The following is a 25,462-nucleotide window of genomic DNA, read 5'->3' on the forward strand; positions in this document are numbered from 1 at the left end:
TCGGCACACTAAATTCTTTATGCTTTTGTCCGTGTTGTTACTCCCTGTTAAAGAGTGTTGACACCAACAAATCAAATTGTGGTGCCCGGAGGCGGAATCGAACCACCGACACGAGGATTTTCAATCCTCTGCTCTACCGACTGAGCTATCCGGGCAACGGAGCGCTATTAAACGGATTTTCTGCATAACCGTCAACTCCTTTTTTGAAAATAACTAAAAAAACCGTTCGTTCGTTGTTTTTTTATTCAAAAGTGAGGGTTATGTTTTACCTTGGTTAAATTCTTTTTTGAATTGCGTTACTTTTTCGAGGTATCGGCGCGACTCTTTATTTGGATGCTTCTTGGTAAGCGCCCAGTAGGCTTGGCTCGGTTGCAGCGAGTTTAAGTCTTGCATTGCTCGCTTTCTGTCCTTACTGAAGGTATTGAGTACGCCACCAGTACCGCCGTTATAGGCTGAAATCATACTGTATTCAAGCGTTAATGGGTTTTTTACGTCTTTCAAATAACGATTTTTAAGGATGTAAAAGTATGCGGTGCCAGCATCAATGTTGTTTTCTGGATTGAATAAGTACTCAGGGCTTGGTTCACCAGGTTTCTTTTTGACGTGTTCAAATACATCTCGACCAGCGGTTTTAGGTACCACCTGCATAAGACCATAAGCATTAGCCCAGCTTACGGCGTACGGGTTGAAGCTACTCTCTGTCTTGATGATAGCGTAGATTAAATCTTCAGGGATGTCATAACGCTGAGACGCTCGTCGAACGATGTCGGCATATTGATAACTACGCTGGCTAGCGTGGTCGGCCACCATTGGGATTTCAACGTAGTAGGCTTTTTTAAAGTCGACTTCTTTGGTTTTTAGGTTATTCGCGATCAGGTAATCCGCAAACTGGTTCGCTCGCCAAGTCCATTGAATGGGCTTTTTTTCTTGGTCTACGACCTGATTATAGAGGAAAGGTTTGCCTTCTAGCTTGATGCTTTTAGAAGAGAATAGATCGACATGCGCCGGATCATCTGGCGTCAAAAGGGTCGTCATGATCGCATTTTTGAGGTGTTTTTTCGGTTCGGTAGAGGAAACCGTTTCCACCGTTATCAGGCCTTGGCTAAAATTCACTTCTGAACGACTTAAGTAATTATCTATGTATTTCACATAGTTACTCTTACCTGCTATCTTGATTTCACTGCTACCCCAACGTTTTTGAATGTTGCCTGAAAAGCTATCTATTAATGAATCTAGCGCCCCGGTATCTTTTTCAAATTGTCCGGGTAGCTCAGCTAAATTCTTCACAAACCGGTTGGTTGGCTCGTAATTGACATCATAAATGCTTTCGACAAATTCACGGCTGCAGCCAGTTAATAACATGGCTGTTAGGAAGTAACTTAGCTTTTTCATAGTTCCTCATACAAAAATGACATCGCAGCGTTAACCATGATGTCATTAAAAATTGCTTAAATAAATGTCTTATTCGCTTGGTGGAGTATAGCCATCAATTACGACATCTTTACCTTCAAAAAGGAAGTTAACCATCTCAGTTTCAAGAAGTTTACGATGCTCAGGATCCATCATGTTTAGCTTCTTTTCATTGATAAGCATAGTTTGCTTGCTTTGCCATTGTCCCCAAGCTTCTTTAGACACGTTGTCAAAGATACGCTTACCTAAGTCACCTGGGTAAAGTTGAAAATCTAGGCCTTCAGCATCTTTTTGAAGGCGAGCACAAAATACAGTGCGGCTCATAGTGGTTCCTCTTATCGCGTTCGTTGATTCAAACGTCGTCGTTCAGTTCAAAGGGTAGGCTCTCAATAAGCTGCTTTACAGGAGCGGCTAGGCCAATTTCTTCCGGTTTTGATAAGTTATACCAGAGACCTTTAGCCCCTTCCATTATCAAATCTGGTTGTTTATCTAATTTCACTAATACTGGCGTGATATCTAAGTGGTAGTGGCTGAAAGTGTGTCTAAACGCAATCATGGTCTTGATCGAATTGGTTTGAGTGTCTTTGATCGAACGAAGATCTAGTTGATGTTCGATCTCTGCGTTTTCATTTTGAGGGAAACAAAACAATCCGCCCCAGATACCAGATTGAGGGCGCTGTTCGAGCCACACTTGGTTGTCGTGATACAGAATCACAAACCATGTGTCTTTTACTGGCTTTTCTTTCTTAGGCTTTTTGCCAGGGAAGTCGAGCTGTCTATCGAGCTTCTTGGCCTCACACATGCTTTCAATCGGGCACAAGGTGCACTTAGGCTTGCTACGGGTACAAACCATGGCACCCATGTCCATCATTGCTTGGTTGTACTTATCGACATCTTTGTTCGGAGTATGTGCTTCGGCGTGTTCCCAAAGCTGGTTTTCGACTTTCTTTTGCCCCGGCCAACCTTCAACGGCAAAACTTCTCGCAAGCGTTCGTTTTACATTGCCATCAAGAATCGCATGAGGAAGTTTATGAACCGATGATAAGACGGCTGCTGCTGTTGAGCGACCAATCCCCGGTAGCGCGTTCATCTCTTCGATAGACAGCGGAAATTCACCACCATATTGCTCAGCAACGATCTTGGCTGCTTTATGTAGATTGCGAGCTCGTGCGTAATAACCAAGCCCTGTCCATAAGTGGAGTACCTCATCTTGTTCGGCGTTCGCTAGGTCGATAACCGTTGGAAAGCGTTCTAAGAAGCGTTGGTAGTATGGAATCACCGTAGCAACCTGAGTCTGCTGAAGCATGATTTCAGATAGCCAAACGGTGTAGGCGGTTTTGTTTTGTTGCCAAGGCAATTCTTTACGCCCGTAGGCGTCATACCACTTTAATATGGCGGTTGCGAAAGGAGTCACGACATGCTCTATGCTTTGCTATTATTAGAAGCGAAATTGCACCACACTTAACGTTGGATGTAAAACAGACAAATTGTGTGGGAATTTATCCACGGAAAGACTTGCACCGGAGGCAATTCTTTGGATAATCCCCGCTTTGATTAATCAATGTGCAGGCAAAAATCAATGAGTGAAGTGACCACTAACGAATATACTGAAGACGGCAAACTGGTTCGTAAGATCCGTAGCTTTGTTCGCCGCGAAGGCCGCTTAACAAAAGGCCAAGAGAACGCGATGAATGAATGTTGGCCAACAATGGGTATCGACTACAACCCAGAGCTTCTTAACTGGAAAGAAGTATTTGGCAACGATAACCCGGTTGTACTAGAGATTGGCTTCGGTATGGGTGCATCACTGGTTGAAATGGCAAAGAACGCACCTGAGAAAAACTTCTTAGGTATTGAAGTTCATAGCCCGGGTGTTGGTGCGTGTTTAGGTACAGCTCGCGATGCTGGCGTAACTAACCTGCGTGTAATGTGTCACGATGCTGTAGAAGTATTTGAACACATGATCCCAGATAGCAGCCTGCATACTCTGCAACTGTTCTTCCCTGACCCATGGCACAAAGCTCGTCACCATAAACGTCGTATCGTTAAGGCTGAGTTTGCAGAGATGGTTCGCGGCAAGCTTCAACTTGATACTGGTGTTTTCCACATGGCAACAGACTGGGAAAACTACGCAGAACATATGATTGAAGTGATGAACGTAGCTCCAGGCTTCGAAAACATCGCTGAAGATGGTGATTACATCCCTCGTCCGGATGAGCGCCCGCTAACTAAGTTTGAAGCTCGTGGCCACCGTTTAGGTCATGGTGTTTGGGACATTAAGTTCAAGCGTACTAAGTAACTTCGAATCAAATTAAGTGAAGGGTAATCCGACTTAGGGTTTAACCCCTACACTTTATGGGATTGATTAAAGCCAACATTATTGTAATGTTGGCTTTTTTGTCCTTAGGCTTTTATTTCAGTAAAGGCTTAACGACAGAAAGTAATACCAATCACAGTAAGTAAGTGATCAGAAATAGCGTAGGAAAAAGGCTTGAGAACAAGGCAGCATTTTTCGATAAGTAGTTACTCTACAATCAAAAATTCTAACGCAGTTATCGAGCATTTTAACAAGCTAGAGTGAGCAGTTATTTACTACGATTGGTATATGTTACACCCCTACAAAAATAACAATATAGAAGTAAGCGCACATGAAACCAACTCAAGCTATTTTGGCCGAGATCTTAGACGAAGTTCGTCCTTTAATTGGACAGGGAAAGGTCGCTGATTATATCCCTGCACTGGCTCGCGTATCGAACCAGAAACTGGCGATCGCGGTATACACCAATGAAGGTGAGGTGATTAAAGCAGGCGATGCTGAAGAAGCATTTTCTGTGCAATCTATTTCTAAAGCCTTGAGCCTGACGCTAGCTATGGTGCTATATAAGCCTGAAGAGATTTGGCAAAGAGTAGGCAAAGAGCCTTCTGGTCAAGCCTTTAACTCGATGATTCAGCTTGAGATGGAGTATGGTATTCCCCGCAACCCGTTCATCAATGCGGGGGCAATTGTCGTTGCAGACCTACTACAAAGCCGCTTGTCTGCGCCTAGGCACCGCTTGTTAGAGTTTGTGCGTCAGTTATCGGGTGATACTCATATTGTGTATGACAAGGTGGTAGCGGCTTCAGAAATGATGCACAGCGATCGTAATGCTGCCATTGCTTATTTGATGCGTTCATTTGGTAATTTTGAGAATGATGTTATCCCAGTTCTGAATAACTACTTCCACGCTTGTGCGCTTAAAATGACGTGTGTGGATTTGGCAAAAACCTTTAGCTATTTAGCAAACAAAGGCGTGTCGGTTCAAACCAAGAAAGAGATCATCACGCCAGTTCAAACCAAGCAGTTGAATGCTTTGCTTGCGACGTGTGGCTTGTACGATGGGGCTGGTGAGTTTGCCTACCGTGTTGGTATGCCAGGAAAATCGGGCGTTGGTGGCGGTATTATTGCTATCGTTCCTGGCGAAATGACGATTGCGGTGTGGTCTCCAGAGCTTGATCCTTCTGGCAACTCGCTCGCAGGTACTAAGGCTCTAGAGTTGCTTTCAGAGCGAATTGGTCGTTCTATTTTCTAAGAGAAAGATTCGAGCACGGACGTTGTCCTATAGAACGCTTCGCTCCGAGAGAGGGCTATAAAACAAAAAGGGTTGACCCTAAAGCCAACCCTTACGCAATGCTTCTCGAATCTCGAATCTCGAACTACTCGTCTTCTTCTGCCATAAAGGCTTCTAACAGATCATTGAGAAACAGCTTTCCTTTTTCAGTGATCTGCCAGTGAGTGTCGGTTTCCTTCAAGCAGCCTAGCTCTTTTGCCCATTCAATCGTTTTTTGAATCGAGTCAAAACCAAGCCCTGTCGTATCAATGAAATCCTGCTTTGGACATGCTTCCATTAACCTAAAGCGGTTCATGAAAAATTCAAAAGGGCGGTCTTCATTCGGCACTTCAAATTCATCTGATAGATAAGGTTTTACCATGTTTTGGTACGCAGCTAGATAGCCTCTAGGGTGCTTAACCTTAGTGGTACGAACAATGCGTCCATCTGTAAAGCTCAGCTTGCCATGAGAGCCACAGCCAATACCTAGATAGTCACCAAAGCGCCAGTAGTTGAGGTTATGTTGGCACTGATATCCCGGCTTGCTGTAGCCTGAAATTTCGTACTGCACATACCCTGCGTCTGCGAGCTTCTTATGGCCTAGGTCGAAGATATCCCAAAGGTCATCATCATCAGGCAGCGTTGGTGTTTTGTAATAGAACATGGTGTTAGGTTCTATTGTTAGCTGATACCAAGATAAGTGCGGAGGGTCGAGTTCTATCGCTTTATCCAAATCAGCCAACGCTTGTTCAATACTCTGTTCGGGTAAGCCGTGCATTAAGTCTAAATTGAAACTATTCAATCCAATCTTATGCGCTAAATGAGCAGCATTTACCGCTTCATCTTGACCATGAATACGCCCAAGTCTTTCCAGTTTCTCTTGCTCAAAACTTTGCACACCCACCGAGATTCGAGTAATGCCTGCCTTTTGGTAACCTGCAAAACGCTCAGCTTCGATAGTTCCCGGGTTGGCTTCCATGGTGATTTCTATTTCAGGTTTGAACGGGATGCGCTGTTCAATGCCTTGTAACAATCGGCCAATTCCTTCAGGAGAAAACAGGCTTGGGGTACCGCCACCAATAAAGATCGAATGCAGTGGGCGAGGCATACCATTGAGCTGATATTTTTCGATATCAGTATCGAGATCTTCAAGCAGTGCATCGATGTACTCTTTTTCAGGGATCTCGGCTTTCAGAGCGTGAGAGTTAAAATCACAATACGGACACTTTTGTACACACCATGGGATGTGTACATAGAGGCTAAGTGCGGGTGGTATTAGCGCTGCATTGTGCATTACAGAGCTTGCTCCTTGAGAGTCTTGAATAGTGACGCAAGCGCTTTACCACGGTGTGATAGTTGCTTCTTACGCGAAGATTCAAGCTCTGCTGAGGCGCAGTTATCTTCTGGTACAAAGAACACAGGATCGTAGCCAAAGCCATTCTCACCGTGTTCTTCAGTAAGAATACGACCTTCCCATTTACCGTGACACACTAGAGGTGTTGGATCATTCTCGTGACGCATTAGCACCAACACACAGTGGAAACGCGCAGTACGCTTTTCAGTTTCGACACCTTGCATCGCATCTAATAGTTTTTTGATGTTCTGCTTATCGGTTGCCCCTTCACCTGAGTAACGCGCTGAATAGATACCTGGCGCACCATTTAAGTAATCAACCTCTAAACCTGAGTCGTCAGCAATGGCTGGCAGCCCTGTTTCTTTCGCTGCATGGCGAGCTTTGATGATGGCATTTTCAATGAAAGTCGTTCCTGTTTCAGCGACTTCTGAAACGTTAAATTCACTTTGCGCGACAACGTCAAAACCAAACTCAGACAGAATATCTGCCATCTCGCGAACTTTACCTTGGTTGCCTGTTGCTAAAACAATCTTACTCATGGGAATGTAGCTCTAAATAAGTTAATAAATGAAAAGTAAGGTTTGAGCTTACTCTTCTATATAGAATTTCTGTGTGAAACGCAGTGGACCAGTGCCTTTTAGGCCTGCGTTCACATCGATGTCGAAGGTGATGTTTTCTTCGTGAGTTACGGGGAACTCAGCAAGGTAATAAATCGCATCGCCTTCTTTGATTTCTCGAAACTTCAAAGTACGGGTGTTTCCAACGAGGTTCTTCGCTGTTCCGGTAATTTTAGCCGTTGTCGCAGGCTTGCCTAGAGAAGCCTTGTCTAACACGCTGATGTTGAGGATTGCTGAGTATCCATTTCGCTTAAGTTTGTATTGCTTAGCGACTTGCGCAGTTAAGAACGTGGAATTAAAAGCCGAGTAATGAACCTCGACATCCTTAATGTTCTTAAATTGTCCTGCTGAGCTCGGTAAGGCAACAAGAGCGGTGAGTAGTGCTGTTATCCATAAACGCATAATGACTCCAATAAATAGCAAAAAGCCATCATAGGATGGCTTTGACTTCAGTTGGGATTTGGCTTGGCGAGCATATTCGAACTTGCTTGTGCCTACCGAGTTCTCCCTTTTCTATCTTAATTTGCCCTTTTGCGACCTTAAACTGTTTCGCAAGGTATTTCGCTAAATGGGCATTGGCTTTGCCATCAACCGGTGGTGCAGTAATGGCAATTTTCAGTTCCTCTCCGTGTAAGCCAACGATTTTATCGCGGCTTGCCTTGGGTTGGATATAGAGCCTAAGAAGAATATCGTCTTCCTCGGCCCAAACCGCTTTTGGCATCGTCAAAGTACCTGATGTTTGTACTTGAATTATAGCTGATACCAAATAGGGCCAATCATGTCGCCCATTAGGAAGTTCGCAAATTGCAGAACAATGAACAGAACCAGTACGCTTAGGTCGAAACCACCCATGTCCGGAAGGATACGGCGGATAGGCACTAGCATTGGTTCAGTCAGTTGATGGAATACGTACTCGATTGGACTACGACCTTGGCTTACCCAGCTTAGGATTGCACGGATAAGTAGAACCCAGAAGATCAAACCACCAGCCGCTTTGAGCAGAGACAGTGCACCAAAAATTAGGAAGCTAATATCGAAAACGGCAGCGCCGCCAGAGATAATCAGGTTTAGAGCAACGAACTTAAGTACACACAGCACATAAGCGAAAACAACGGTTGCCAGATCAAGGCTGCCGATTGATGGAATCACTCGGCGTAGCGGGGCAACAACCGGCTGTGTCGCTTTTACGATGAATTGTGAGAATGGGTTGTAGAAATCTGCACGTGATGCTTGTAGCCAGATACGCAAGATCACAACCATGATGTAAAGATCAAAAACGGTCGAGATCAGAAAGCTCATCGAGTTCATATTGTTTCCTTTTTCGGATTTACTTGCCGCTTAGATATAACCAGAGCGGCAAAATGCTTGTTTACCTTGATTGGTACTAAAACAGTTTTTCCATCTCTTCAGCTCGAGCAACCGCCGCTTGCATGGCTTTTGCTACGATGTCTGATAGTTGATGTTCGTTAAACGTGCGCAGTGCTTCTGCGGTCGTACCGCCTTTTGATGTCACTTGTTCACGCAGTGTTGATAATTCAGTATCAGGGTTTGCTACCACCATCTCTGCCGCGCCTAATGCAGACTGCTGCACTAGCTTACGAGCGGTTTCTTGGTCAAAACCTTGCTTGATTGCTTCAGCTTGCATCGCTTCCATAAACAGGAAGAAGTAAGCCGGAGCGCTACCCGCCGCCGCAATGATGTTGTTGATTCCAGACTCTTGTTCAACCCAACTTACTTCACCAACAGCTTGCATCAGCTGAGAAGTAAAGTCTTTATCATCTTGGCTGACAGTTGCATCGGCATAAAGACCACTCATCCCTTTACCAAGCAGTGATGGCGTGTTTGGCATCACACGAACAAGGTTCAGTTGGCAGTTTAACATCTCATTAAGTCGATTCGCATTAATACCCGCGGCAATTGAGATAACCAGTTTGTTGCTGAAGTCGATATCTTGTAAGGGTTTACATACATCAGCCATCATTTGTGGCTTCACGGATAACACAACAACGTCTGCTTGCTCTGCTGCTGCAATATTATCGCTGGTGGTATTGATGCCGTATTCTTGTTCTAACGGCAGCCTTCTGGTTTCTGAAGGTGCTGTCGCAGTAATCTTTTGCGCTGGGTAACCACTAGCAACTAAGCCAGCTACAATTGAGCGAACCATGTTTCCCGCCCCAATAAAGGCGATGTTCTTATGTACCATATATAAAATCCTGAGCGTGTCGCTGCGCGGATAAGGCGAAGCGGTATCAATACTTGTACTTGTCGTTACTTACTACGGCTATTTCGCGTAATCACGAGCGCCGAAAATAGCTGTTCCAATACGAACCATGGTGCTGCCAGCCTCAACTGCTGCATCCATATCACCACTCATCCCCATCGAAAGGGTATCAATGTCTGAATACTTCGCGGCTAGCTTGTCTTTAAGCTCTGCCAGTTGAGAAAATGCATTAAGCTGAGATTGATAGTCAGATACGTTTGCAGGAATCGACATCAATCCTCTTAAGGTGAGGTTGGGGAGCGATGAAATCAACTCCGCGAGTGCAAAAACTGTCTCTTCTGAGGTTCCAGATTTGGACTCTTCACCACTGGTGTTTACCTGAATCAACACTTGCAAAGGTGGAAGTTCGCTTGGTCGTTGATCATTAAGCCTTTGTGCGATCTTATCGCGATCGACGGAATGCACCCATTGAAAGCTTTCCGCGATTGGGCGGGTTTTATTGGATTGAATTGGACCAATAAAATGCCACTCTAAATTTAGGTTAGAATGTTGTTCTGAAAAGTGTTTTACTTTATCTACACCTTCTTGAACATAGTTTTCACCAAAGGCAACTTGGCCTCCGAGTGCGGCTTCTAGAATCGCATCAATAGGTTTAGTTTTGCTGACGGCTAAAAGTTGCACGGACTCTGGAGCTCGTCCGCACTTTTGCTCAGCACTACGAATCTGTGAGGTGATTTGTTCTATATTTTGTTGAATACTACTCATAGCTGACTTTACTTAAGGGAAAATAAATGGATATCACTGAGTTACTAGATTTTAGTGTAAAGCATAACGCGTCAGATCTACATCTTTCTGCGGGTGTATCTCCAATGGTACGTATAGATGGTGAAGTAAGGAAGCTTGGAATCCCAGCTTTGAGTCATGCTGATGTGCATCGTTTGGTTTTTGAGATCATGAGCGATTCACAACGCGGCGAGTTTGAAGAAAAACTGGAAGTCGACTTCTCTTTTGAATTACCCAATGTTGGTCGCTTTCGTGTTAATGCGTTTAACCAAGCCCGTGGCTGCTCAGCTGTCTTTCGAACTATCCCTGTCGAAATCCCGACTTTAGATCAGTTAGGTGCACCTGAGATCTTCGAAAGGATTGCTAACTACGAAAAAGGGTTAGTGCTCGTCACTGGTCCAACTGGCTCTGGTAAATCAACGACTCTTGCGGCGATGGTTGATTACGTAAATCGCAACCACAATAAGCATATTCTGACGATTGAAGACCCGATTGAATTCGTTCACACCAATAATAAATGCCTAGTCAACCAGCGTGAAGTTCACCGTGATACTCACAGTTTTAAAGCGGCACTGCGCAGTGCCTTACGTGAAGACCCAGACGTGATTCTGGTTGGTGAACTTCGTGACCAAGAGACGATTAGCTTAGCGTTAACCGCAGCAGAAACGGGTCACTTGGTCTTTGGTACTCTGCACACCAGTTCTGCGGCTAAAACGATCGACCGTATTATCGATGTGTTCCCAGGTAGCGATAAAGATATGGTTCGTTCGATGTTGTCTGAATCACTGCGCTCGGTGATAGCCCAGAAGCTGCTAAAGCGTGTTGGTGGTGGTCGTGTGGCGTGTCATGAAATCATGATGGCAACACCGGCGATCAGAAACTTGATTCGTGAAGATAAGGTCGCTCAGATGTACTCGATCATTCAAACGGGCGCAGCGCACGGCATGCAGACCATGGAACAAAATGCGAAGCAGCTGATGGCGCAGGGCTTGGTTGATTCGGAAGAGGTCGAGAAAAAGATCGAAATTGAAACCTCAATGTTTTAATCAAGGTGGACACAATGGAATTGAATCAAATCCTTGAGGGAATGCTTTCTCAAAAGGCATCGGATCTTTATATCACGGTTGATGCGCCAATCCTTTTTCGTGTGGATGGTGAATTACGCCCCCAAGGAGAGAAGCTGAATGCGGCTCAAGTTGCTCAATTACTTGATGCGATGATGGAACAAGACCGACGTGATGAATATCAGCAAACGCGTGAGGCTAATTTTGCGATTGTGCGTGACTTTGGTCGTTTTCGTGTCAGTGCATTCTTTCAGCGAGAGCTACCTGGAGCGGTCATTCGACGTATCGAGACTAACATCCCAACCTTTGAGCAACTAAAGCTTCCTGATGTACTACAGGACCTATCAATAGCTAAGCGCGGACTTGTGCTGGTGGTTGGTGCGACAGGCTCTGGTAAATCGACCTCAATGGCTGCAATGACAGGCTATCGCAACACCAATCGCTCGGGACATATCTTGACGGTTGAAGACCCTATTGAATTTGTGCACGAACATAAAAAGTGCATCGTGACGCAGCGTGAGGTCGGGCTCGACACCGAGAGTTACGAAGTCGCGCTTAAGAACTCGCTACGCCAAGCACCAGACATGATCTTGATTGGCGAAATCCGTAGCCGTGAGACCATGGAATACGCGATGACCTTTGCTGAAACGGGTCACTTGTGTATGGCAACCTTGCACGCCAATAACGCTAACCAAGCGCTAGAGCGTATTCTTCATTTGGTGCCGAAAGAGCAGAAAGAACAGTTCTTGTTTGACCTATCGATGAACCTGCGTGGTGTCGTCGCTCAGCAACTCATTCGCGACAAGAATGGCAGCGGGCGTCATGGTGTATTCGAGATTCTGCTGAATAGCCCTCGTGTTTCTGACTTGATTCGTCGTGGTGAACTACACGAACTGAAAGCAACCATGGCTAAATCGAAAGAGATAGGTATGCAGACCTTTGACCAAGCTTTGTATGATTTAGTGATAGCAGGCAAGATCAGCGAAGAGGATGCGTTCCACAGTGCCGATTCTGCTAATGACTTGCGCTTAATGCTCAAAACTAGACGTGGTGATGACGACTACGGAACTGGGGCGTTGGCTGGTGTGAAGATAGATATGGGGTGATAAAAAACGCCTGATTTGATTCTAGGTTAAAATCAGGCGTTCATCATATTCATCGTTCGACTGCGTCTGTATTATCAACGCTTCTTGTTCTTAGGCTCGCTGATTACGTCTGCGTCAGTCGAAGTATGATTCATATAACCTGCATTATTGGAGCTTGTCGAACTGCATGCTGATATTGCTAGAGCTACGAAGATTGCTAGAAAAATTTTCATGTGAACTCCCACTTACCTAATAATGAATTGCTTCGACATTACGTCGTAATATCATTATAGGATCACAAAGGAGTTTAATCTTTGAGCTCTTAATTTTCGTTATGAATATTGTGCTTCAAACCAGCTCTCTAAAATGACGACTGCAGACTGGTTATCGACATTGCCTTTGCTTAGCGCTTTATAGCCGCCCATTTCAAAAAGGTCGGCTCTTGCTTCTGTGGTCGAGAGTCTTTCATCATGTAGTTCAACATCGACACCAAATCGTCCTTTAAGGCGGTTAGCGAACTTCTTCGCTCTAGGTGTAATGGTTGCTAAGTCTTTACCATGAAGGTCGGTAGGAAGGCCGACTACAATCAGGTTCGGCTGCCACTCCTTAATTTGTTTTTCGATATCGTCCCAATTTGGGATGCCATCTTTGGCTTTAAAAGCTTTTAGAGGGCTTGCGGTGCCCGTGATTTCTTGTCCTATCGCACTGCCGATACTTTTTGTACCGTAGTCAAATGCCATAATTGTTCGTGACATGGGGTTTCCAAATTTATCTGTGTTTGAGAGTGTCTGTTTATTTTATTTAGCTGATTTGAACTAGGCGTGGCCAGCGTCTGCTGAAAGCTGAGCCGCATTTATTCCTAACATCTGCACGGCGACTTTCCAGCGGTCAGAAATCGGTGTATCGAAGATGACCTTCGGATCGGCTTCAACGGTTAACCATGAGTTCTCGGTCAGTTCGGTTTCCAGTTGTCCCGGTTCCCATCCTGCATACCCAAGTGCGACTAAATAATTCATCGGCTCATCTTCTGTGCCCAACACCATCAAGATATCTTTTGAAGTCGTCACCGAGATTTGATCTGTCATGTTGATGCTGGATTGATAGCTGCCTTTAGGTTTGTGCAAAATAAATCCACGGTCTTCTGCGACCGGTCCACCATTCAATACAGGCTTATCAAGACTTGCTTGGTTGGGTTTTGGCTGATCAGAATCAACCTCAACTTGCTTAAGCATGCTACCGACAGTGACATCAATAGGGGCGTTGATCATCAAACCCATCGCGCCTTCGTCATTGTGCTCACAAAGGTAAATCACCGAATTTTGAAAGTATGGGTCTTTCATTCCGGGCATAGCAACCAGAAAGTGGTTCGTTAAATTCATAGAGCCTCCTGCCAGTGTGTTCCCAGTAAAGGAAAAAGAGCGGCGTAAAGCCGCTCATTGTTCTTTGCCTAGATATTTCTGTGTTTTCGAATAGCTAAGGCTTTCTTTAGTTTAGGCTATTTAGCGTTAACGCGACGCTCAATTGCATCCATTAATTTACCTGTAACTGAAATATCAAAAGCGGCTTCAATTTCACGGATACAAGTAGGGCTAGTCACGTTAATTTCAGTCAGCTTGTCGCCGATAACATCAAGCCCAACAAAGATTAAGCCTTTCTCTTTCAGTGCTGGAGCAACTGCTCTTGCGATAGCCCAGTCTGTTTCACTTAGAGGACGAGCTTCACCTGTACCGCCAGCAGCAAGGTTACCTCGAGTTTCCCCTTTTGCAGGAATACGCGCTAGACAGTAAGGCATTGGCTCACCGTCAACCACAAGAATACGCTTATCACCATTGCTGATGTCTGGAACAAAAGTTTGTGCCATTGCGTAGTTCTGACCGTGGTTGGTCAAGGTTTCAATAATAACTGATACGTTTGGATCGCCTTCTTTCACACGGAAGATAGACGCGCCGCCCATGCCATCAAGTGGTTTTAGAATCACGTCGCCGTGTTCTTCTCGGAACGCTTTAATTTTTTCAGCTTTACGAGTCACGATGGTGGTCGGTGTCAGTTCAGGGAACCATGCCGTGAACAACTTCTCGTTACAGTCACGTAGGCTTTGTGGTTTGTTGACGATCAGTGCGCCGTTCTCTTCAGCACGCTCAAGAATGTAAGTTGCGTAGATGTACTCAGTATCAAACGGAGGATCTTTACGCATTAGTACCGCATCTAAATCGGATAGCGCGATAGTCTGTTCTGATTTGAACTCGTACCAACCGTTTGGATCTTCTTTTAGTTCAACAACCTTAGTGTCAGCAATGGCTACGCCTTGATCTAAATGTAGATCATCCATTTCCATGTAATGGATTTCGTAACCACGACGCTGAGCTTCAAGCATCATGGCAAAGCTAGAGTCTTTTTTGATGTTAATGGATGAAATTGGATCCATTACGATGCCAAGTTTGATCATTTTTTTCTCCTAGCCTAGATCGCCAAAACGGACTTGTAAGGCAGTAATTGCGGTTAGAGCTGCTGTTTCGGTACGAAGTACACGTGGGCCGAGTAGCGTCTCTTCAAATTTGTATTGTTCTGTCATGCCGATTTCTTCAGCCGACAAGCCACCTTCAGGGCCGATCAATAGGCGTACCTTACTGATAGGTTCTGGAAGGGTATTAATTGAGTATTTTGCACGAGGATGTAAGTTCAGCTTTAATGCTTCACTCGGTTCGCTACACCACTCTTCAAGTTGCATGATAGGGCGAATGACTGGAACCGTATTGCGGCCACACTGTTCACACGCCGCGATAGCAATCTTTTGCCACTGTGCGAGTTTTTTCTCGAAGCGTTTTGTATCAAGCTTAACGCCACAGCGCTCTGAAATTAAAGGGGTAATGGTGTTCACACCAAGCTCAACCGATTTCTGAATCGTGAACTCCATTTTGTCGCCACGTGAAATCACTTGGCCTAAATGTAAGTCTAACGGAGATTCGCTGCTGCGTTCGATGCGTTCAGAAACATTAACGGTGACATTTTTCTTTGATACTTCGGCTATCGTCGCAGGGAATTCAGCGCCACTGCCATCAAATAGAAGGACTTCTTGGTCTTCTTTCATGCGAAGGACACGACCAACATGACCCGCGGCATCTTCGCCTAAAGCGAGTGAACCTAACTGATGAATGCGTTCTGGGTGATGAATACGAGGGATTCTCATGCTGGTAAACCTATAAATATGTTCATTTGGGTATTTTGTCTCTGCCTAACATGGATGCTTTTAGTTGAAAAAACAAGGGTAGAGCAAGAGTTTCAGGGGCAATTCTGAAACTCTTGTTTGAGATAGTTAGGAATGTTGATTGTACGAGCGACGTTATTTACAAGCAGGGTAAACAAATGGGTTGTGATTACCTTGGATGGCATAGATTCGCTCATCACGAGTACATTCCCACTTGTCGACAGGAAATTGCTTGTTCCACGCCATCATTAGGTTGGTTTGTTGCTTAGATAGTTTGAAACCATACTCTTGGCTCATGTAAAGGTAAGTACGCGCGATAGAGCCTTTTGCTCTGTCTGGCGGCATAACTTTACGCTGCTTGAAGTTGACCTGCATTTCGCACTGACCATAGCTCACGCCATCCATTCCATTCCACTGGCTGAAGTTGTAGTTCGAACGGTCACCATTTACTTCACCGATAGCTGGCGTTAGGTTGTGGAGATCGGCTTCCATGGACTTGAATACTTTGTCATTGCGAGTGCAGTTCTTGCGCCCGCCATCTTGCCAGCACTGACGCTGGTGGCCGAATTGCCAAGCTGGAACCACGTGTTCCCACTCAATTCGACTCGCTCGCTTTTGTTGTTTTCGGACTTGATAACCACAGCCGTCAAGGTCGGGAATCCCTTTCTTTTTGTCCTTCCATGTAATGTCACAACCACAATAAAATGAAGTCGGGTGGTCGAGATAAATCTTCACCGCTTCTCTTTTTGCTTTGGAGAATGAGCTCGGTGGTGCGGCGAAAACGCTTTGGGTTACCAGTAGGCCAAATACTATTGATAAGTAAAAAGACACAGGTAGGCCAAATGCTTTGATGGTGAGTTTTTGCATAGAAAAAGACTGATAAAAGTATGATAAACATCAGTCTAGCACTCAAAGGATGAGTTTCTCCATTACATTTCTATCATCAACTTAATCGAGTGTTGCTTTCTGAAATAAAAAGGATGGGGTTACCAAATCGAATAGGTGCGAGTCTAGGACTTTAGCTGAGCTGTGTGCCTGTGAAGGATAAGGTTTGATTGCACAGCTGGCAGCGATAGGTCGATTGATTTCGAAGCACTTTATTGTGTCGTCTGATTGATAATGGGTAAGTGGTGCACTCACATCGATATTCAAAGGTTTTCCCTTGAACTGAAGCTATTTCAAAGCTGTGAGTTGTTTTGGCTGGAACGTTGAATACCTTTTCCATCACGTATTTCCACTCGTTTCCGTGAGGCCTAACACGTCCGAAAACCTGATGCGTGATTAGGTGTGCGAGCTCATGCGGCACAACTTCGTTGATGAAGGCGTCTTCATTTTCAGAAAATAGTACGTGGTTGAGCTTAATTTCGTTGAGCTGAAGGTAGGCCTTTCCCGCTGCTTTACCTCTTAACTTGAAGGTGATAGTTGGGTGTGGAAATTCACGAGAGAAATGTTGATTTGCGATAGCTAGGCACTCGGCCAATTTCTTATTTGCTCGATGTTGTTGCGGGGTGTAAGACAAACGTTGTTAACTCCAAATAAAAGACCTCAGCGTTTAAGCCAAGGCCTCATCATAACATTGCTTTTTGATCTAGCGATGCTTTACACGTGATGTTTTTTCTTAATGATCTCGTGATAAGCGTGCCATGTACCATAACCAAGTAGCGGCATGGTGACGATCATTCCGATGCCGTAGGTGGCAAAACCCACCAGAATACCGGCACAAATAATACTTGCCCAAACCACCATTGCAGGAATGTTCGATTTCACGGCATTAAAGCTAGTGAAAATCGCACTCATCACATCAACGCGTCTCTCCATCATTAACGGAATTGAAAATGCTGAGATGCTAAATATGAGGCTTGCGATGACAAAACCAATCACAGAACCCGTAATTAAGAAGGGAGCGAACTCAGCCAATGGTGCGCCTTGCACTGAAGGGTAGAGCGCGTGCAATAACGCAGCGATACGCATCCAGAATATCATCGCAACCATCAACACAATCGCAAAGGCCCATTGGTGGGTCGAGTTGCGAGTGATGGCTTTCATTGAGTGCAGTAGGCTGGCGTTATGGCCTTTTTCTCTTTCCCAAGCTGCGTCATACAAGCCTAGGGCAAGAAACGGCCCTATCAGCATGTACACGATCAGGCTTGGCATCACGACTAAGTGTGTTCCTTGCCATTGGACAAGTTGAACAATCGCAATTGCCGCTCCCATAAAGCACAATCCGTAAAATGCGCTGATTAATGGCATTCTTACTAAGTCATGCAGAGCAAGCGACAACCAATGAAAGGGTGCGGAAATACTGATTTGGTTGCAAGGAATGGTGCGAGCGTAATCCTTATCGCTGACCTTGTGTTTTTTATCGTTCAGTTCGGATGGGTGCGCGGTACGAGGCATAGATCCCCCTAGTTAAATAACGTCCTAGTTATAATTCCATAAGGCTCATCGATGTGGCTTGTGTGAGAGTTATGGTGTTGAGCTAAATTGCTCTTTGTCATCCCAGTTATTGTTCTAGCGTGCATTTAACGAGCGTTATCAGACTGAATTAATTTAAGTTAAATGTGAGCTTGATCGCCTAGGAGTTACCTTAACTATTGTCAGTAGTGCTAGAAAACACAAATTATCAGCGGCTTTTTATACTAAGTGGTTAACGGTAAAGAAGGGCGTTAGGGAAGGGTATTGTGAGTGAAAGTTCGGTAAGTACATAAAAATAAAGCCCTTACTAAGCAGTAAGGGCTTTAAAGGAACACATCGCAGTGGCTAAATTATTTTAGGCCAGCGAAGTCCGCAAGGATTGCTGCTTTGTCAGTCGCTTCCCAAGGGAACTCTTCACGACCGAAGTGACCGTATGCAGCAGTTTGCTTGTAGATAGGCTGAAGAAGGTTCAGCATCTCTTGAAGGCCGTATGGACGTAGGTCGAAGTTTTGACGAACAGCTTCAATGATGATTTCGTGTGCTACTTTCTCAGTACCGAACGTTTCAACCATGATAGATGTTGGATCAGCAACACCGATAGCGTAAGACAGTTGAATCTCACAACGGTCAGCCATACCAGCAGCAACGATATTTTTCGCAACGTAACGTGCTGCGTAAGCTGCAGAACGGTCAACTTTTGATGGATCTTTACCTGAGAATGCACCGCCACCGTGACGAGCTGCGCCGCCGTAGGTATCAACGATGATCTTACGACCAGTTAAACCACAGTCACCCATTGGGCCACCGATTACGAAACGGCCTGTTGGGTTGATGAAGAAGTTAGTATCTTTGTTGATCCACTCAGCAGGAAGTACTGGCTTGATGATTTCTTCCATTACTGCTTCGCGTAGGTCAGGCGTTGTTACTGAATCACAGTGTTGAGTAGAAAGAACAACAGCATCGATACCAACGATCTTACCTTGGTCGTATTGGAAAGTAACTTGAGATTTCGCATCTGGGCGAAGGAAGTCAAGCTTACCGCTCTTACGTACTTCAGCTTGCTTCTTAACAAGAAGGTGAGAGTAAGTAATTGGAGCTGGCATTAGGATAGGAGTTTCGTTAGTCGCGTAACCAAACATGATGCCTTGGTCGCCTGCGCCTTGCTCTTTAGGGTCTTCTTTATCAACACCTTGGTTGATGTCTGGAGACTGCTTACCAATTGTGTTTAAAACAGCACAAGAGTCAGCGTCAAAGCCCATGTCAGAATGAACGTAACCAATTTCACGTACTGTTTCACGAGTGATTTCTTCGATATCAACCCATGCAGACGTTGTTACTTCACCGCCAACCATAACCATGCCGGTTTTAACGTAAGTCTCACAAGCAACACGTGCTTTTGGATCTTGTTCCAAGATGGCATCAAGAACAGCATCAGAGATTTGGTCTGCAATTTTATCTGGATGGCCTTCTGAAACAGATTCAGAAGTGAATAGGTGCTTAGCCATGAGAGCTCCACTTTTAGTTTTTGGTGTAAATAGTTTATGGCGTCGCAAGCTAGGAAGCGCCGCCATTAAATACAGTATATTTTGTAGGTGTTTCTACATCTAGACGGCTATTCTAAATTCCAGCGGTCGAATTACAAGCTCTTTTTTATGATATGTCATAACTAATCGTTTGCGTATCGATCGAGATAAGCCACTGCCAAGTGATGTAAATGTTCGAAAATTGCGAAAAATGACCGTTAAAATGCCAGTAAAACGTTTGCAGTCGCAATAGTCGTTTGAGAGAATACCCGCGCTAATAAAAATGAAAACTTTAGCAATTATCTCTTTTTTAAATCGCTTATGTATCCAGGAGCAGACATGCCTTCTCGTAAAGATCTAGCCAATGCAATCCGCGCACTTAGCATGGACGGTGTTCAACAAGCAAATTCAGGCCACCCAGGCGCACCTATGGGCATGGCTGACATCGCTGAGGTTCTTTGGCGTGGCCACTTGAACCACAACCCAGCAAACCCAGAATGGGCTGACCGCGACCGTTTTATCCTGTCTAACGGCCACGGCTCAATGCTGATTTACTCTCTGCTTCACCTAGCAGGTTACGAGCTTTCAATTGAAGATCTTAAAAACTTCCGTCAACTGCACTCTAAGACTCCAGGTCACCCTGAGTACGGTTACGCTCCTGGTATCGAAACAACGACTGGTCCTCTAGGTCAAGGCATCACTAACGCTGTTGGTATGGCAATGGCTGAGAAAGCACTGGCGGCACAGTTCAACAAAGAAGGCCACGACATCGTAGACCACTACACTTATGCATTCATGGGTGATGGCTGTCTGATGGAAGGTATCTCTCACGAAGCATGTTCTCTAGCAGGTACGCTAGGTCTTGGTAAGCTGGTTGCTTTCTGGGATGACAACGGCATCTCTATCGATGGTGAAGTTGAAGGTTGGTTCTCTGACGATACACCTAAGCGTTTTGAAGCATACGGTTGGCACGTAATCCCAGCAGTAGATGGTCACGACTCTGATGCTATCAACGCAGCGATTGAAGCGGCTAAAGCGGATCCTCGTCCAACGCTTATCTGTACTAAAACTATCATCGGTTTTGGTTCTCCAAACAAAGCGGGTACGCATGACTGTCACGGTGCTCCACTAGGCGCTGATGAAATCACAGCAACTAAAGCAGCATTGGGTTGGGAACACGGTCCTTTCGAAATCCCAGCAGATATCGCAGCTGAGTGGAATGCGAAAGAAGCAGGCGCAGCGAAAGAAGCAGCGTGGAACGCGAAGTTTGACGCATACGCAGCGGCTTACCCAGAGCTAGCAGCTGAATTCAAACGTCGTACTAACGGCGAGCTACCCGCTGAGTGGGAAGAGAAAGCAAACGCAATCATTGCTGATCTTCAAGCTAACCCAGCAAACATCGCTTCACGTAAAGCATCTCAAAACGCACTAGAAGCGTTTGGTCAAATGCTTCCAGAATTCATGGGCGGCTCTGCTGACCTTGCGCCTTCTAACCTGACTATGTGGTCTGGTTCTAAGTCTCTTGAAGCAACTGACTTTTCTGGCAACTACATCCATTACGGTGTACGTGAATTCGGTATGACGGCTATCATGAACGGTATCGCTCTGCACGGTGGTTTCGTGCCATACGGCGCAACGTTCCTAATGTTCATGGAATACGCGCGTAACGCAATGCGTATGGCTGCTCTGATGAAAGTTCAGAACATCCAAGTTTACACGCACGATTCTATCGGCTTAGGCGAAGATGGCCCTACTCACCAACCGGTTGAGCAGATCGCTTCTCTACGTCTGACTCCAAACATGAGCACATGGCGTCCATGTGACCAAGTTGAATCTGCAGTGGCTTGGAAACTGGCTATTGAGCGTAAAGATGGTCCTTCTGCACTTATCTTCTCTCGTCAAAACCTTGCACAACAAGATCGTAATGCTGAGCAAGTTGCTAACATCGCTAAGGGTGGTTACATCCTGAAAGATTGTGAAGGCAAGCCAGAGCTAATCATCATTGCAACTGGTTCTGAAGTTGAGCTTGCAGTTGAAGCTGCTGCACAACTAACCGCTGAAGGTAAAGCTGTACGCGTAGTATCTATGCCTGCAACTGACGCATTCGACAAGCAAGACGCTGAATACCGTGAGTCTGTACTTCCATCTGATGTTACAGCGCGTATCGCAGTAGAAGCTGGCATCGCTGACTTCTGGTACAAATACGTTGGCTTCGGTGGCAAGATCATCGGTATGACAACGTTCGGCGAATCTGCACCAGCAGGTGAGCTATTCAAGATGTTCGGTTTCACTACTGAAAACGTAGTAAACACAGCGAAAGAGCTTCTTGCTTAATCATTGACTGATGGCCTGTGCTAACAGTTAAATGAAGGAAAAACCGAGCGCTGAGCTCGGTTTTTTGTATCTGGGATTTGTTTCTTCTAGGCTTATCTCTACAAGCAACAGATTAACCTGTCCTAACTAAACGGGGTTATTCAAGTAATGCCTTTTGGGTAGGATTCAGTTATCATCTGTTGCACGAAATTTTGGTTAGATGTACGGAAATATGCTAAAAGTCGCGATAAACGGATTTGGAAGAATAGGGCGTAATGTATTACGCGCTGTCTATGAAAGTGGCAAAAGCCAACAAATCAAAGTAGTAGCTGTTAATGAGCTTGCTCAGCCTGACGCTATGGCTCATCTATTGCAGTACGACACTAGTCACGGCCGCTTCGGCAAGAAAATCTCCAACGATCAAGAGCACATCTATGTCCATCACGGCATTGGTGCGGAAGATAAAGGTGAGTTCGATACCATTCGTATCTTACATCTTGCTGATATTGAGCTGTTGCCTTGGCGTGACCTAGAAGTGGATATTGTTCTCGACTGTACCGGTGTTTATGGTTGCCGAGATGACGGCCTAGCGCACATTGCTGCTGGGGCAAAAAAGGTACTGTTTTCTCACCCTGGTGCCAATGACCTCGATAACACCATTATCTATGGTGTGAATCACGATACCATTGAAGCGGGCCACCGAATCGTTTCCAATGGTTCATGCACCACCAACTGTATTGTTCCTATCATTAAGGTTCTTGATGACGCCTTTGGCATTGAGTCCGGTACTATTACAACTATTCACTCTTCAATGAATGATCAACAAGTTATCGATGCGTACCACAGCGATTTGCGTCGTACTCGAGCGGCAAGCCAATCGATCATTCCTGTCGATACCAAGTTGCATAAAGGTATTGAAAGAATCTTCCCGAAATTTTCCAACAAATTTGAAGCTATATCTGTGCGTGTGCCGACGGTAAACGTAACAGCGATGGATTTAAGTGTCACAATTAATGCAAATGTGAAAGTTAATGACGTAAATCAAACCATTGTTAATGCATCCCAGTGTACATTACACAATATAGTTGACTATACTGAAGCGCCGCTCGTTTCCATCGACTTTAATCACGATCCCCATAGCGCAATCGTTGATGGTTCACAAACTCGAGTGAGCAACGGCCACTTAGTTAAAATGCTAGTGTGGTGTGACAATGAATGGGGCTTTGCGAACCGAATGCTGGATACGGTTCTTGCAATGCAAGCTTCTGAAGGCAAGAAGTAAGACCTAGAAGCAAATGTGCGGATTATTTATTTTTTAGCTTGAAATAAATACTAAGAGTCCACATATTATTGGTAGTGAAAGAATTACCAGTTGAATAATTTATAGGCTTAGCAGGGTTGCTGAGTTTCCAAAACTTTATATTTATTTAAATTTGAGAGGACAAATCATGTCTGTGATCAAGATGACTGACCTGGAACTTGCAGGTAAACGCGTATTTATCCGTGCTGACCTAAACGTACCAGTAAAAGACGGTAAAGTAACTTCAGATGCACGTATCCTTGCATCTCTACCAACTATCAAACTTTGCCTAGAAGCTGGCGCAAAGGTAATGGTTACTTCTCACCTTGGTCGTCCTACTGAAGGCGAATACAACGAAGAGTTCTCTCTAGCTCCTGTAGTTAACTACCTAAACGACGCACTAGACTGCGAAGTTAAACTAGCTAAAGATTACGTAAACGGCCTAGAGCTAAACGCTGGTGAACTTGTTGTTCTTGAAAACGTTCGCTTTAACAAAGGCGAAAAGAAGAACGAAGAAGCGCTTTCTAAGCAATACGCTGCACTATGTGACATTTTCGTAATGGATGCATTCGGTACAGCTCACCGTGCTCAAGCTTCTACACACGGTGTTGGTACTTACGCTCCTGTAGCATGTGCTGGCCCTCTTCTAGCTGCTGAGCTTGAAGCGCTTGGTAAAGCAATGGACAACCCAGCTCGCCCACTAGTGGCTATCGTTGGTGGTTCTAAGGTTTCTACTAAACTAACAGTTCTAGAATCTCTTTCTAAAATTGCTGACCAGCTTGTTGTTGGTGGTGGTATCGCGAACACATTCATCGCTGCTGAAGGCCACAACGTAGGTAAGTCTCTATACGAAGCTGACCTAGTTGAAACGGCTCAAAAGCTAATGAAAGAGTGTGCTATCCCAGTAGCAACTGACGTTGCATGTGCTAAAGCATTCGACGAAAACGCAGAAGCTGAAATCAAGCACGTTTCTGAAGTTCAAGACGACGACATGATCTTCGACCTTGGTCCAGATTCAACTGCGGCACTAGCTGAAATCATCGGCAACGCGAAAACAATCCTTTGGAACGGCCCTGTAGGCGTATTCGAATTCAAGAACTTCGAAGCGGGTACAGCTGGTATCTCTAAAGCAATCGCTGAGTCTGCAGGTTTCTCTGTAGCAGGTGGTGGTGACACGCTAGCAGCTATCGATAAGTTCGGTATCAAAGCTGACGTTTCTTACATCTCTACTGGCGGTGGCGCTTTCCTTGAATTCGTTGAAGGTAAAGTACTTCCTGCAGTAGCAATGCTTGAAGAGCGTGCTAAAGCATAATTGATTTAGAAAGGCGAGATGTGAATCTCGCCTTTTAACGTTTGCTGCATATCACACTTTTTTGCTAGAATGGCATAAGTTGTGAGCAAACGATTGCAAGTTTTTAAACTTAAGTTTTTTAATCTTAAAACGATAGAATAAATAGGACTATTTCCATGTCTAAGATCTTCGATTTTGTAAAACCTGGTGTGATTTCTGGCGATGACGTACAGAAAGTATTTGAAGTAGCAAAAGAAAACAAATTTGCTCTTCCTGCTGTAAACGTTGTTGGTACTGACTCTGTAAACGCAGTACTAGAAGCAGCTGCTAAAGTTAAAGCTCCAGTAGTTGTTCAGTTCTCTAACGGCGGCGCTGCATTCTTCGCAGGTAAAGGCGTTAAACTTGAAGGTCAAGGCGCACAAGTTCTTGGCGCTGTAGCTGGTGCAAAATACGTACACGCTGTAGCTGAAGCTTACGGTGTTCCAGTTATCCTGCACACTGACCACGCTGCTAAGAAACTTCTTCCATGGATCGACGGTCTACTAGACGCTGGTGAAGAGTTCTTCGCACAAACTGGTAAGCCTCTATTCTCTTCTCACATGCTAGACCTTTCTGAAGAGTCTCTAGAAGAGAACATCGAAACATGTGCTAAGTACCTAGAGCGCATGGCTAAAATGAACATGACAATCGAGATCGAACTTGGTTGTACTGGTGGTGAAGAAGACGGCGTTGATAACTCTGATATGGACGCATCTGAGCTTTACACTTCTCCAGAAGACGTAGCATACGCTTACGAGAAACTAATGGCTGTTAGCCCACGTTTCACTATCGCTGCATCTTTCGGTAACGTACACGGTGTTTACCAAGCTGGTAACGTTGTACTTACTCCAACTATCCTACGTGACTCTCAAGCATACTGTGCAGAGAAGTTCGGTATCGCACCTAACGCTCTAAACTTCGTATTCCACGGTGGTTCTGGTTCTTCTGAAGCAGAAATCCAAGAGTCTATCGGCTACGGTGTTATCAAAATGAACATCGATACTGATACACAGTGGGCAACTTGGGACGGTATCCGTCAGTACTCTGCTGACAACTTCGATTTCCTACAAGGTCAAATCGGCAACCCAACTGGCGAAGCTGCTCCAAACAAGAAGTACTACGATCCACGCGTATGGCTACGTGCTGGTCAAGCTTCAATGGTTGCTCGTCTAGAGAAAGCATTTGCTGACCTTAACGCTGTAGACGTACTATAATTCTTTGAATTAAGTACTCTTTAAGTTTTAAAAACCCGCTC

At 45.0% G+C, this 25,462-nt stretch carries 27 protein-coding genes and 1 tRNA gene; 8 read left to right on the top strand and 20 right to left on the bottom strand.

All coding sequences use genetic code 11. From position 1 onward, the window contains the following. Positions 1-79: 79 nt before the first annotated feature. From AB4623_RS18245 to mutY, 4 genes are all read right to left on the bottom strand, one after another. A tRNA-Phe gene (locus AB4623_RS18245) sits at positions 80-155 on the bottom strand. 103 nt (positions 156-258) lie between these two features. Beyond that, on the bottom strand, positions 259-1,392 hold the full coding sequence (gene mltC / locus AB4623_RS18250; RefSeq protein ID WP_017063191.1) for a membrane-bound lytic murein transglycosylase MltC: 1,134 nt from the start codon (positions 1,390-1,392) through the stop codon (positions 259-261). Between the two features lie 69 nt (positions 1,393-1,461). Further along, positions 1,462-1,734, bottom strand: coding sequence for an oxidative damage protection protein (locus tag AB4623_RS18255; RefSeq protein WP_010435637.1), 273 nt, complete (start codon positions 1,732-1,734; stop codon positions 1,462-1,464). A gap of 28 nt (positions 1,735-1,762) precedes the next feature. Continuing rightward, entirely contained in the window at positions 1,763-2,824 is a 1,062-nt protein-coding gene (mutY, locus tag AB4623_RS18260) for an A/G-specific adenine glycosylase (RefSeq protein WP_065584120.1), read from the bottom strand. 165 nt (positions 2,825-2,989) lie between these two features. Here mutY and trmB point away from each other — a divergent pair, with 165 nt between their 5' ends. Both trmB and glsB read left to right on the top strand, forming a co-directional pair. Next, complete coding sequence (gene trmB, locus AB4623_RS18265; RefSeq protein ID WP_017062250.1) at positions 2,990-3,709, top strand: tRNA (guanosine(46)-N7)-methyltransferase TrmB; 720 nt, start codon at positions 2,990-2,992, stop codon at positions 3,707-3,709. A 349-nt stretch (positions 3,710-4,058) separates the two neighbouring features. Continuing rightward, a complete protein-coding gene (gene glsB / locus AB4623_RS18270) occupies positions 4,059-4,979 on the top strand; it encodes a glutaminase B (protein WP_017062249.1) in 921 nt (306 codons plus the stop codon). Between the two features lie 124 nt (positions 4,980-5,103). On the opposite strand, the gene hemW is transcribed toward glsB, so the two are convergent. From hemW to AB4623_RS18305, 7 genes are all read right to left on the bottom strand, one after another. After that, positions 5,104-6,291 (bottom strand): radical SAM family heme chaperone HemW, encoded by a 1,188-nt coding sequence (gene hemW, locus AB4623_RS18275; RefSeq protein ID WP_371721233.1) that lies wholly within the window; start codon positions 6,289-6,291, stop codon positions 5,104-5,106. After that, positions 6,291-6,890 (bottom strand): XTP/dITP diphosphatase, encoded by a 600-nt coding sequence (locus AB4623_RS18280; protein WP_017062247.1) that lies wholly within the window; start codon positions 6,888-6,890, stop codon positions 6,291-6,293. The genes hemW and AB4623_RS18280 overlap by 1 nt, the downstream gene beginning before the upstream one ends. Before the next feature lie 48 nt (positions 6,891-6,938). Beyond that, positions 6,939-7,370 (bottom strand): DUF4426 domain-containing protein, encoded by a 432-nt coding sequence (locus AB4623_RS18285; RefSeq protein ID WP_048605845.1) that lies wholly within the window; start codon positions 7,368-7,370, stop codon positions 6,939-6,941. A gap of 28 nt (positions 7,371-7,398) precedes the next feature. Continuing rightward, positions 7,399-7,689: a DUF167 family protein YggU gene (gene yggU / locus AB4623_RS18290; protein ID WP_009847703.1), complete on the bottom strand. Its 291-nt coding sequence runs from the start codon at positions 7,687-7,689 to the stop codon at positions 7,399-7,401. 29 nt (positions 7,690-7,718) lie between these two features. Further along, on the bottom strand, positions 7,719-8,276 hold the full coding sequence (locus tag AB4623_RS18295; RefSeq protein ID WP_017067798.1) for a YggT family protein: 558 nt from the start codon (positions 8,274-8,276) through the stop codon (positions 7,719-7,721). Positions 8,277-8,352: 76 nt separating this feature from the next. Further along, positions 8,353-9,171, bottom strand: a complete 819-nt coding sequence (gene proC / locus AB4623_RS18300; RefSeq protein ID WP_372147112.1) for a pyrroline-5-carboxylate reductase — start codon at positions 9,169-9,171, stop codon at positions 8,353-8,355. A 78-nt stretch (positions 9,172-9,249) separates the two neighbouring features. After that, positions 9,250-9,954, bottom strand: coding sequence for a YggS family pyridoxal phosphate-dependent enzyme (locus AB4623_RS18305; protein ID WP_017062243.1), 705 nt, complete (start codon positions 9,952-9,954; stop codon positions 9,250-9,252). 26 nt (positions 9,955-9,980) lie between these two features. Between AB4623_RS18305 and AB4623_RS18310 the strand changes: the two genes are divergently transcribed. Further along, a complete protein-coding gene (locus AB4623_RS18310; protein WP_017062242.1) occupies positions 9,981-11,018 on the top strand; it encodes a type IV pilus twitching motility protein PilT in 1,038 nt (345 codons plus the stop codon). Positions 11,019-11,032: 14 nt separating this feature from the next. Then, positions 11,033-12,142 (top strand): PilT/PilU family type 4a pilus ATPase, encoded by a 1,110-nt coding sequence (locus tag AB4623_RS18315; RefSeq protein WP_017062241.1) that lies wholly within the window; start codon positions 11,033-11,035, stop codon positions 12,140-12,142. A 74-nt stretch (positions 12,143-12,216) separates the two neighbouring features. Here AB4623_RS18315 and AB4623_RS18320 read toward each other — a convergent pair whose 3' ends face one another. From AB4623_RS18320 to metK, 9 genes are all read right to left on the bottom strand, one after another. After that, the gene (locus AB4623_RS18320) at positions 12,217-12,354 is read right to left on the bottom strand and encodes a hypothetical protein (protein ID WP_170791814.1); all 138 of its coding nucleotides are present in this window, start codon (positions 12,352-12,354) and stop codon (positions 12,217-12,219) included. Between the two features lie 99 nt (positions 12,355-12,453). Then, positions 12,454-12,876 carry a Holliday junction resolvase RuvX gene (ruvX, locus tag AB4623_RS18325; RefSeq protein WP_017062240.1) on the bottom strand — a complete coding sequence of 141 codons (423 nt, stop codon included), beginning with the start codon at positions 12,874-12,876 and terminating at the stop codon, positions 12,454-12,456. A gap of 60 nt (positions 12,877-12,936) precedes the next feature. Continuing rightward, positions 12,937-13,500: a YqgE/AlgH family protein gene (locus AB4623_RS18330; protein WP_102333139.1), complete on the bottom strand. Its 564-nt coding sequence runs from the start codon at positions 13,498-13,500 to the stop codon at positions 12,937-12,939. Positions 13,501-13,616: 116 nt separating this feature from the next. Continuing rightward, positions 13,617-14,567 (bottom strand): glutathione synthase, encoded by a 951-nt coding sequence (gshB, locus tag AB4623_RS18335; protein WP_004735482.1) that lies wholly within the window; start codon positions 14,565-14,567, stop codon positions 13,617-13,619. Between the two features lie 9 nt (positions 14,568-14,576). Next, positions 14,577-15,308, bottom strand: coding sequence for a 16S rRNA (uracil(1498)-N(3))-methyltransferase (gene rsmE / locus AB4623_RS18340; protein WP_065584115.1), 732 nt, complete (start codon positions 15,306-15,308; stop codon positions 14,577-14,579). Positions 15,309-15,461: 153 nt separating this feature from the next. After that, complete coding sequence (locus tag AB4623_RS18345) at positions 15,462-16,193, bottom strand: endonuclease (protein WP_102333138.1); 732 nt, start codon at positions 16,191-16,193, stop codon at positions 15,462-15,464. A gap of 151 nt (positions 16,194-16,344) precedes the next feature. Next, positions 16,345-16,845, bottom strand: coding sequence for a SprT family zinc-dependent metalloprotease (locus AB4623_RS18350; protein ID WP_017067801.1), 501 nt, complete (start codon positions 16,843-16,845; stop codon positions 16,345-16,347). Between the two features lie 80 nt (positions 16,846-16,925). Then, positions 16,926-17,723 carry a DUF2189 domain-containing protein gene (locus AB4623_RS18355; protein ID WP_017067802.1) on the bottom strand — a complete coding sequence of 266 codons (798 nt, stop codon included), beginning with the start codon at positions 17,721-17,723 and terminating at the stop codon, positions 16,926-16,928. A gap of 368 nt (positions 17,724-18,091) precedes the next feature. After that, positions 18,092-19,246, bottom strand: a complete 1,155-nt coding sequence (gene metK / locus AB4623_RS18360; protein ID WP_017062234.1) for a methionine adenosyltransferase — start codon at positions 19,244-19,246, stop codon at positions 18,092-18,094. Positions 19,247-19,603: 357 nt separating this feature from the next. Between metK and tkt the strand changes: the two genes are divergently transcribed. The 4 genes from tkt to fbaA all read left to right on the top strand — a co-directional run bounded on the left by tkt (position 19,604) and on the right by fbaA (position 25,421). Beyond that, entirely contained in the window at positions 19,604-21,598 is a 1,995-nt protein-coding gene (gene tkt / locus AB4623_RS18365) for a transketolase (protein WP_372147114.1), read from the top strand. A gap of 211 nt (positions 21,599-21,809) precedes the next feature. Then, complete coding sequence (epd, locus tag AB4623_RS18370; RefSeq protein ID WP_017066020.1) at positions 21,810-22,859, top strand: erythrose-4-phosphate dehydrogenase; 1,050 nt, start codon at positions 21,810-21,812, stop codon at positions 22,857-22,859. A 166-nt stretch (positions 22,860-23,025) separates the two neighbouring features. Further along, positions 23,026-24,189 carry a phosphoglycerate kinase gene (locus AB4623_RS18375; RefSeq protein ID WP_017059064.1) on the top strand — a complete coding sequence of 388 codons (1,164 nt, stop codon included), beginning with the start codon at positions 23,026-23,028 and terminating at the stop codon, positions 24,187-24,189. 155 nt (positions 24,190-24,344) lie between these two features. Further along, the gene (gene fbaA / locus AB4623_RS18380) at positions 24,345-25,421 is read left to right on the top strand and encodes a class II fructose-bisphosphate aldolase (protein ID WP_010435694.1); all 1,077 of its coding nucleotides are present in this window, start codon (positions 24,345-24,347) and stop codon (positions 25,419-25,421) included. Positions 25,422-25,462 lie beyond the last annotated feature (41 nt).

Source organism: Vibrio sp. 10N.222.52.C12, assembly GCF_041474215.1.
Classification (GTDB): domain Bacteria; phylum Pseudomonadota; class Gammaproteobacteria; order Enterobacterales; family Vibrionaceae; genus Vibrio; species Vibrio crassostreae_C.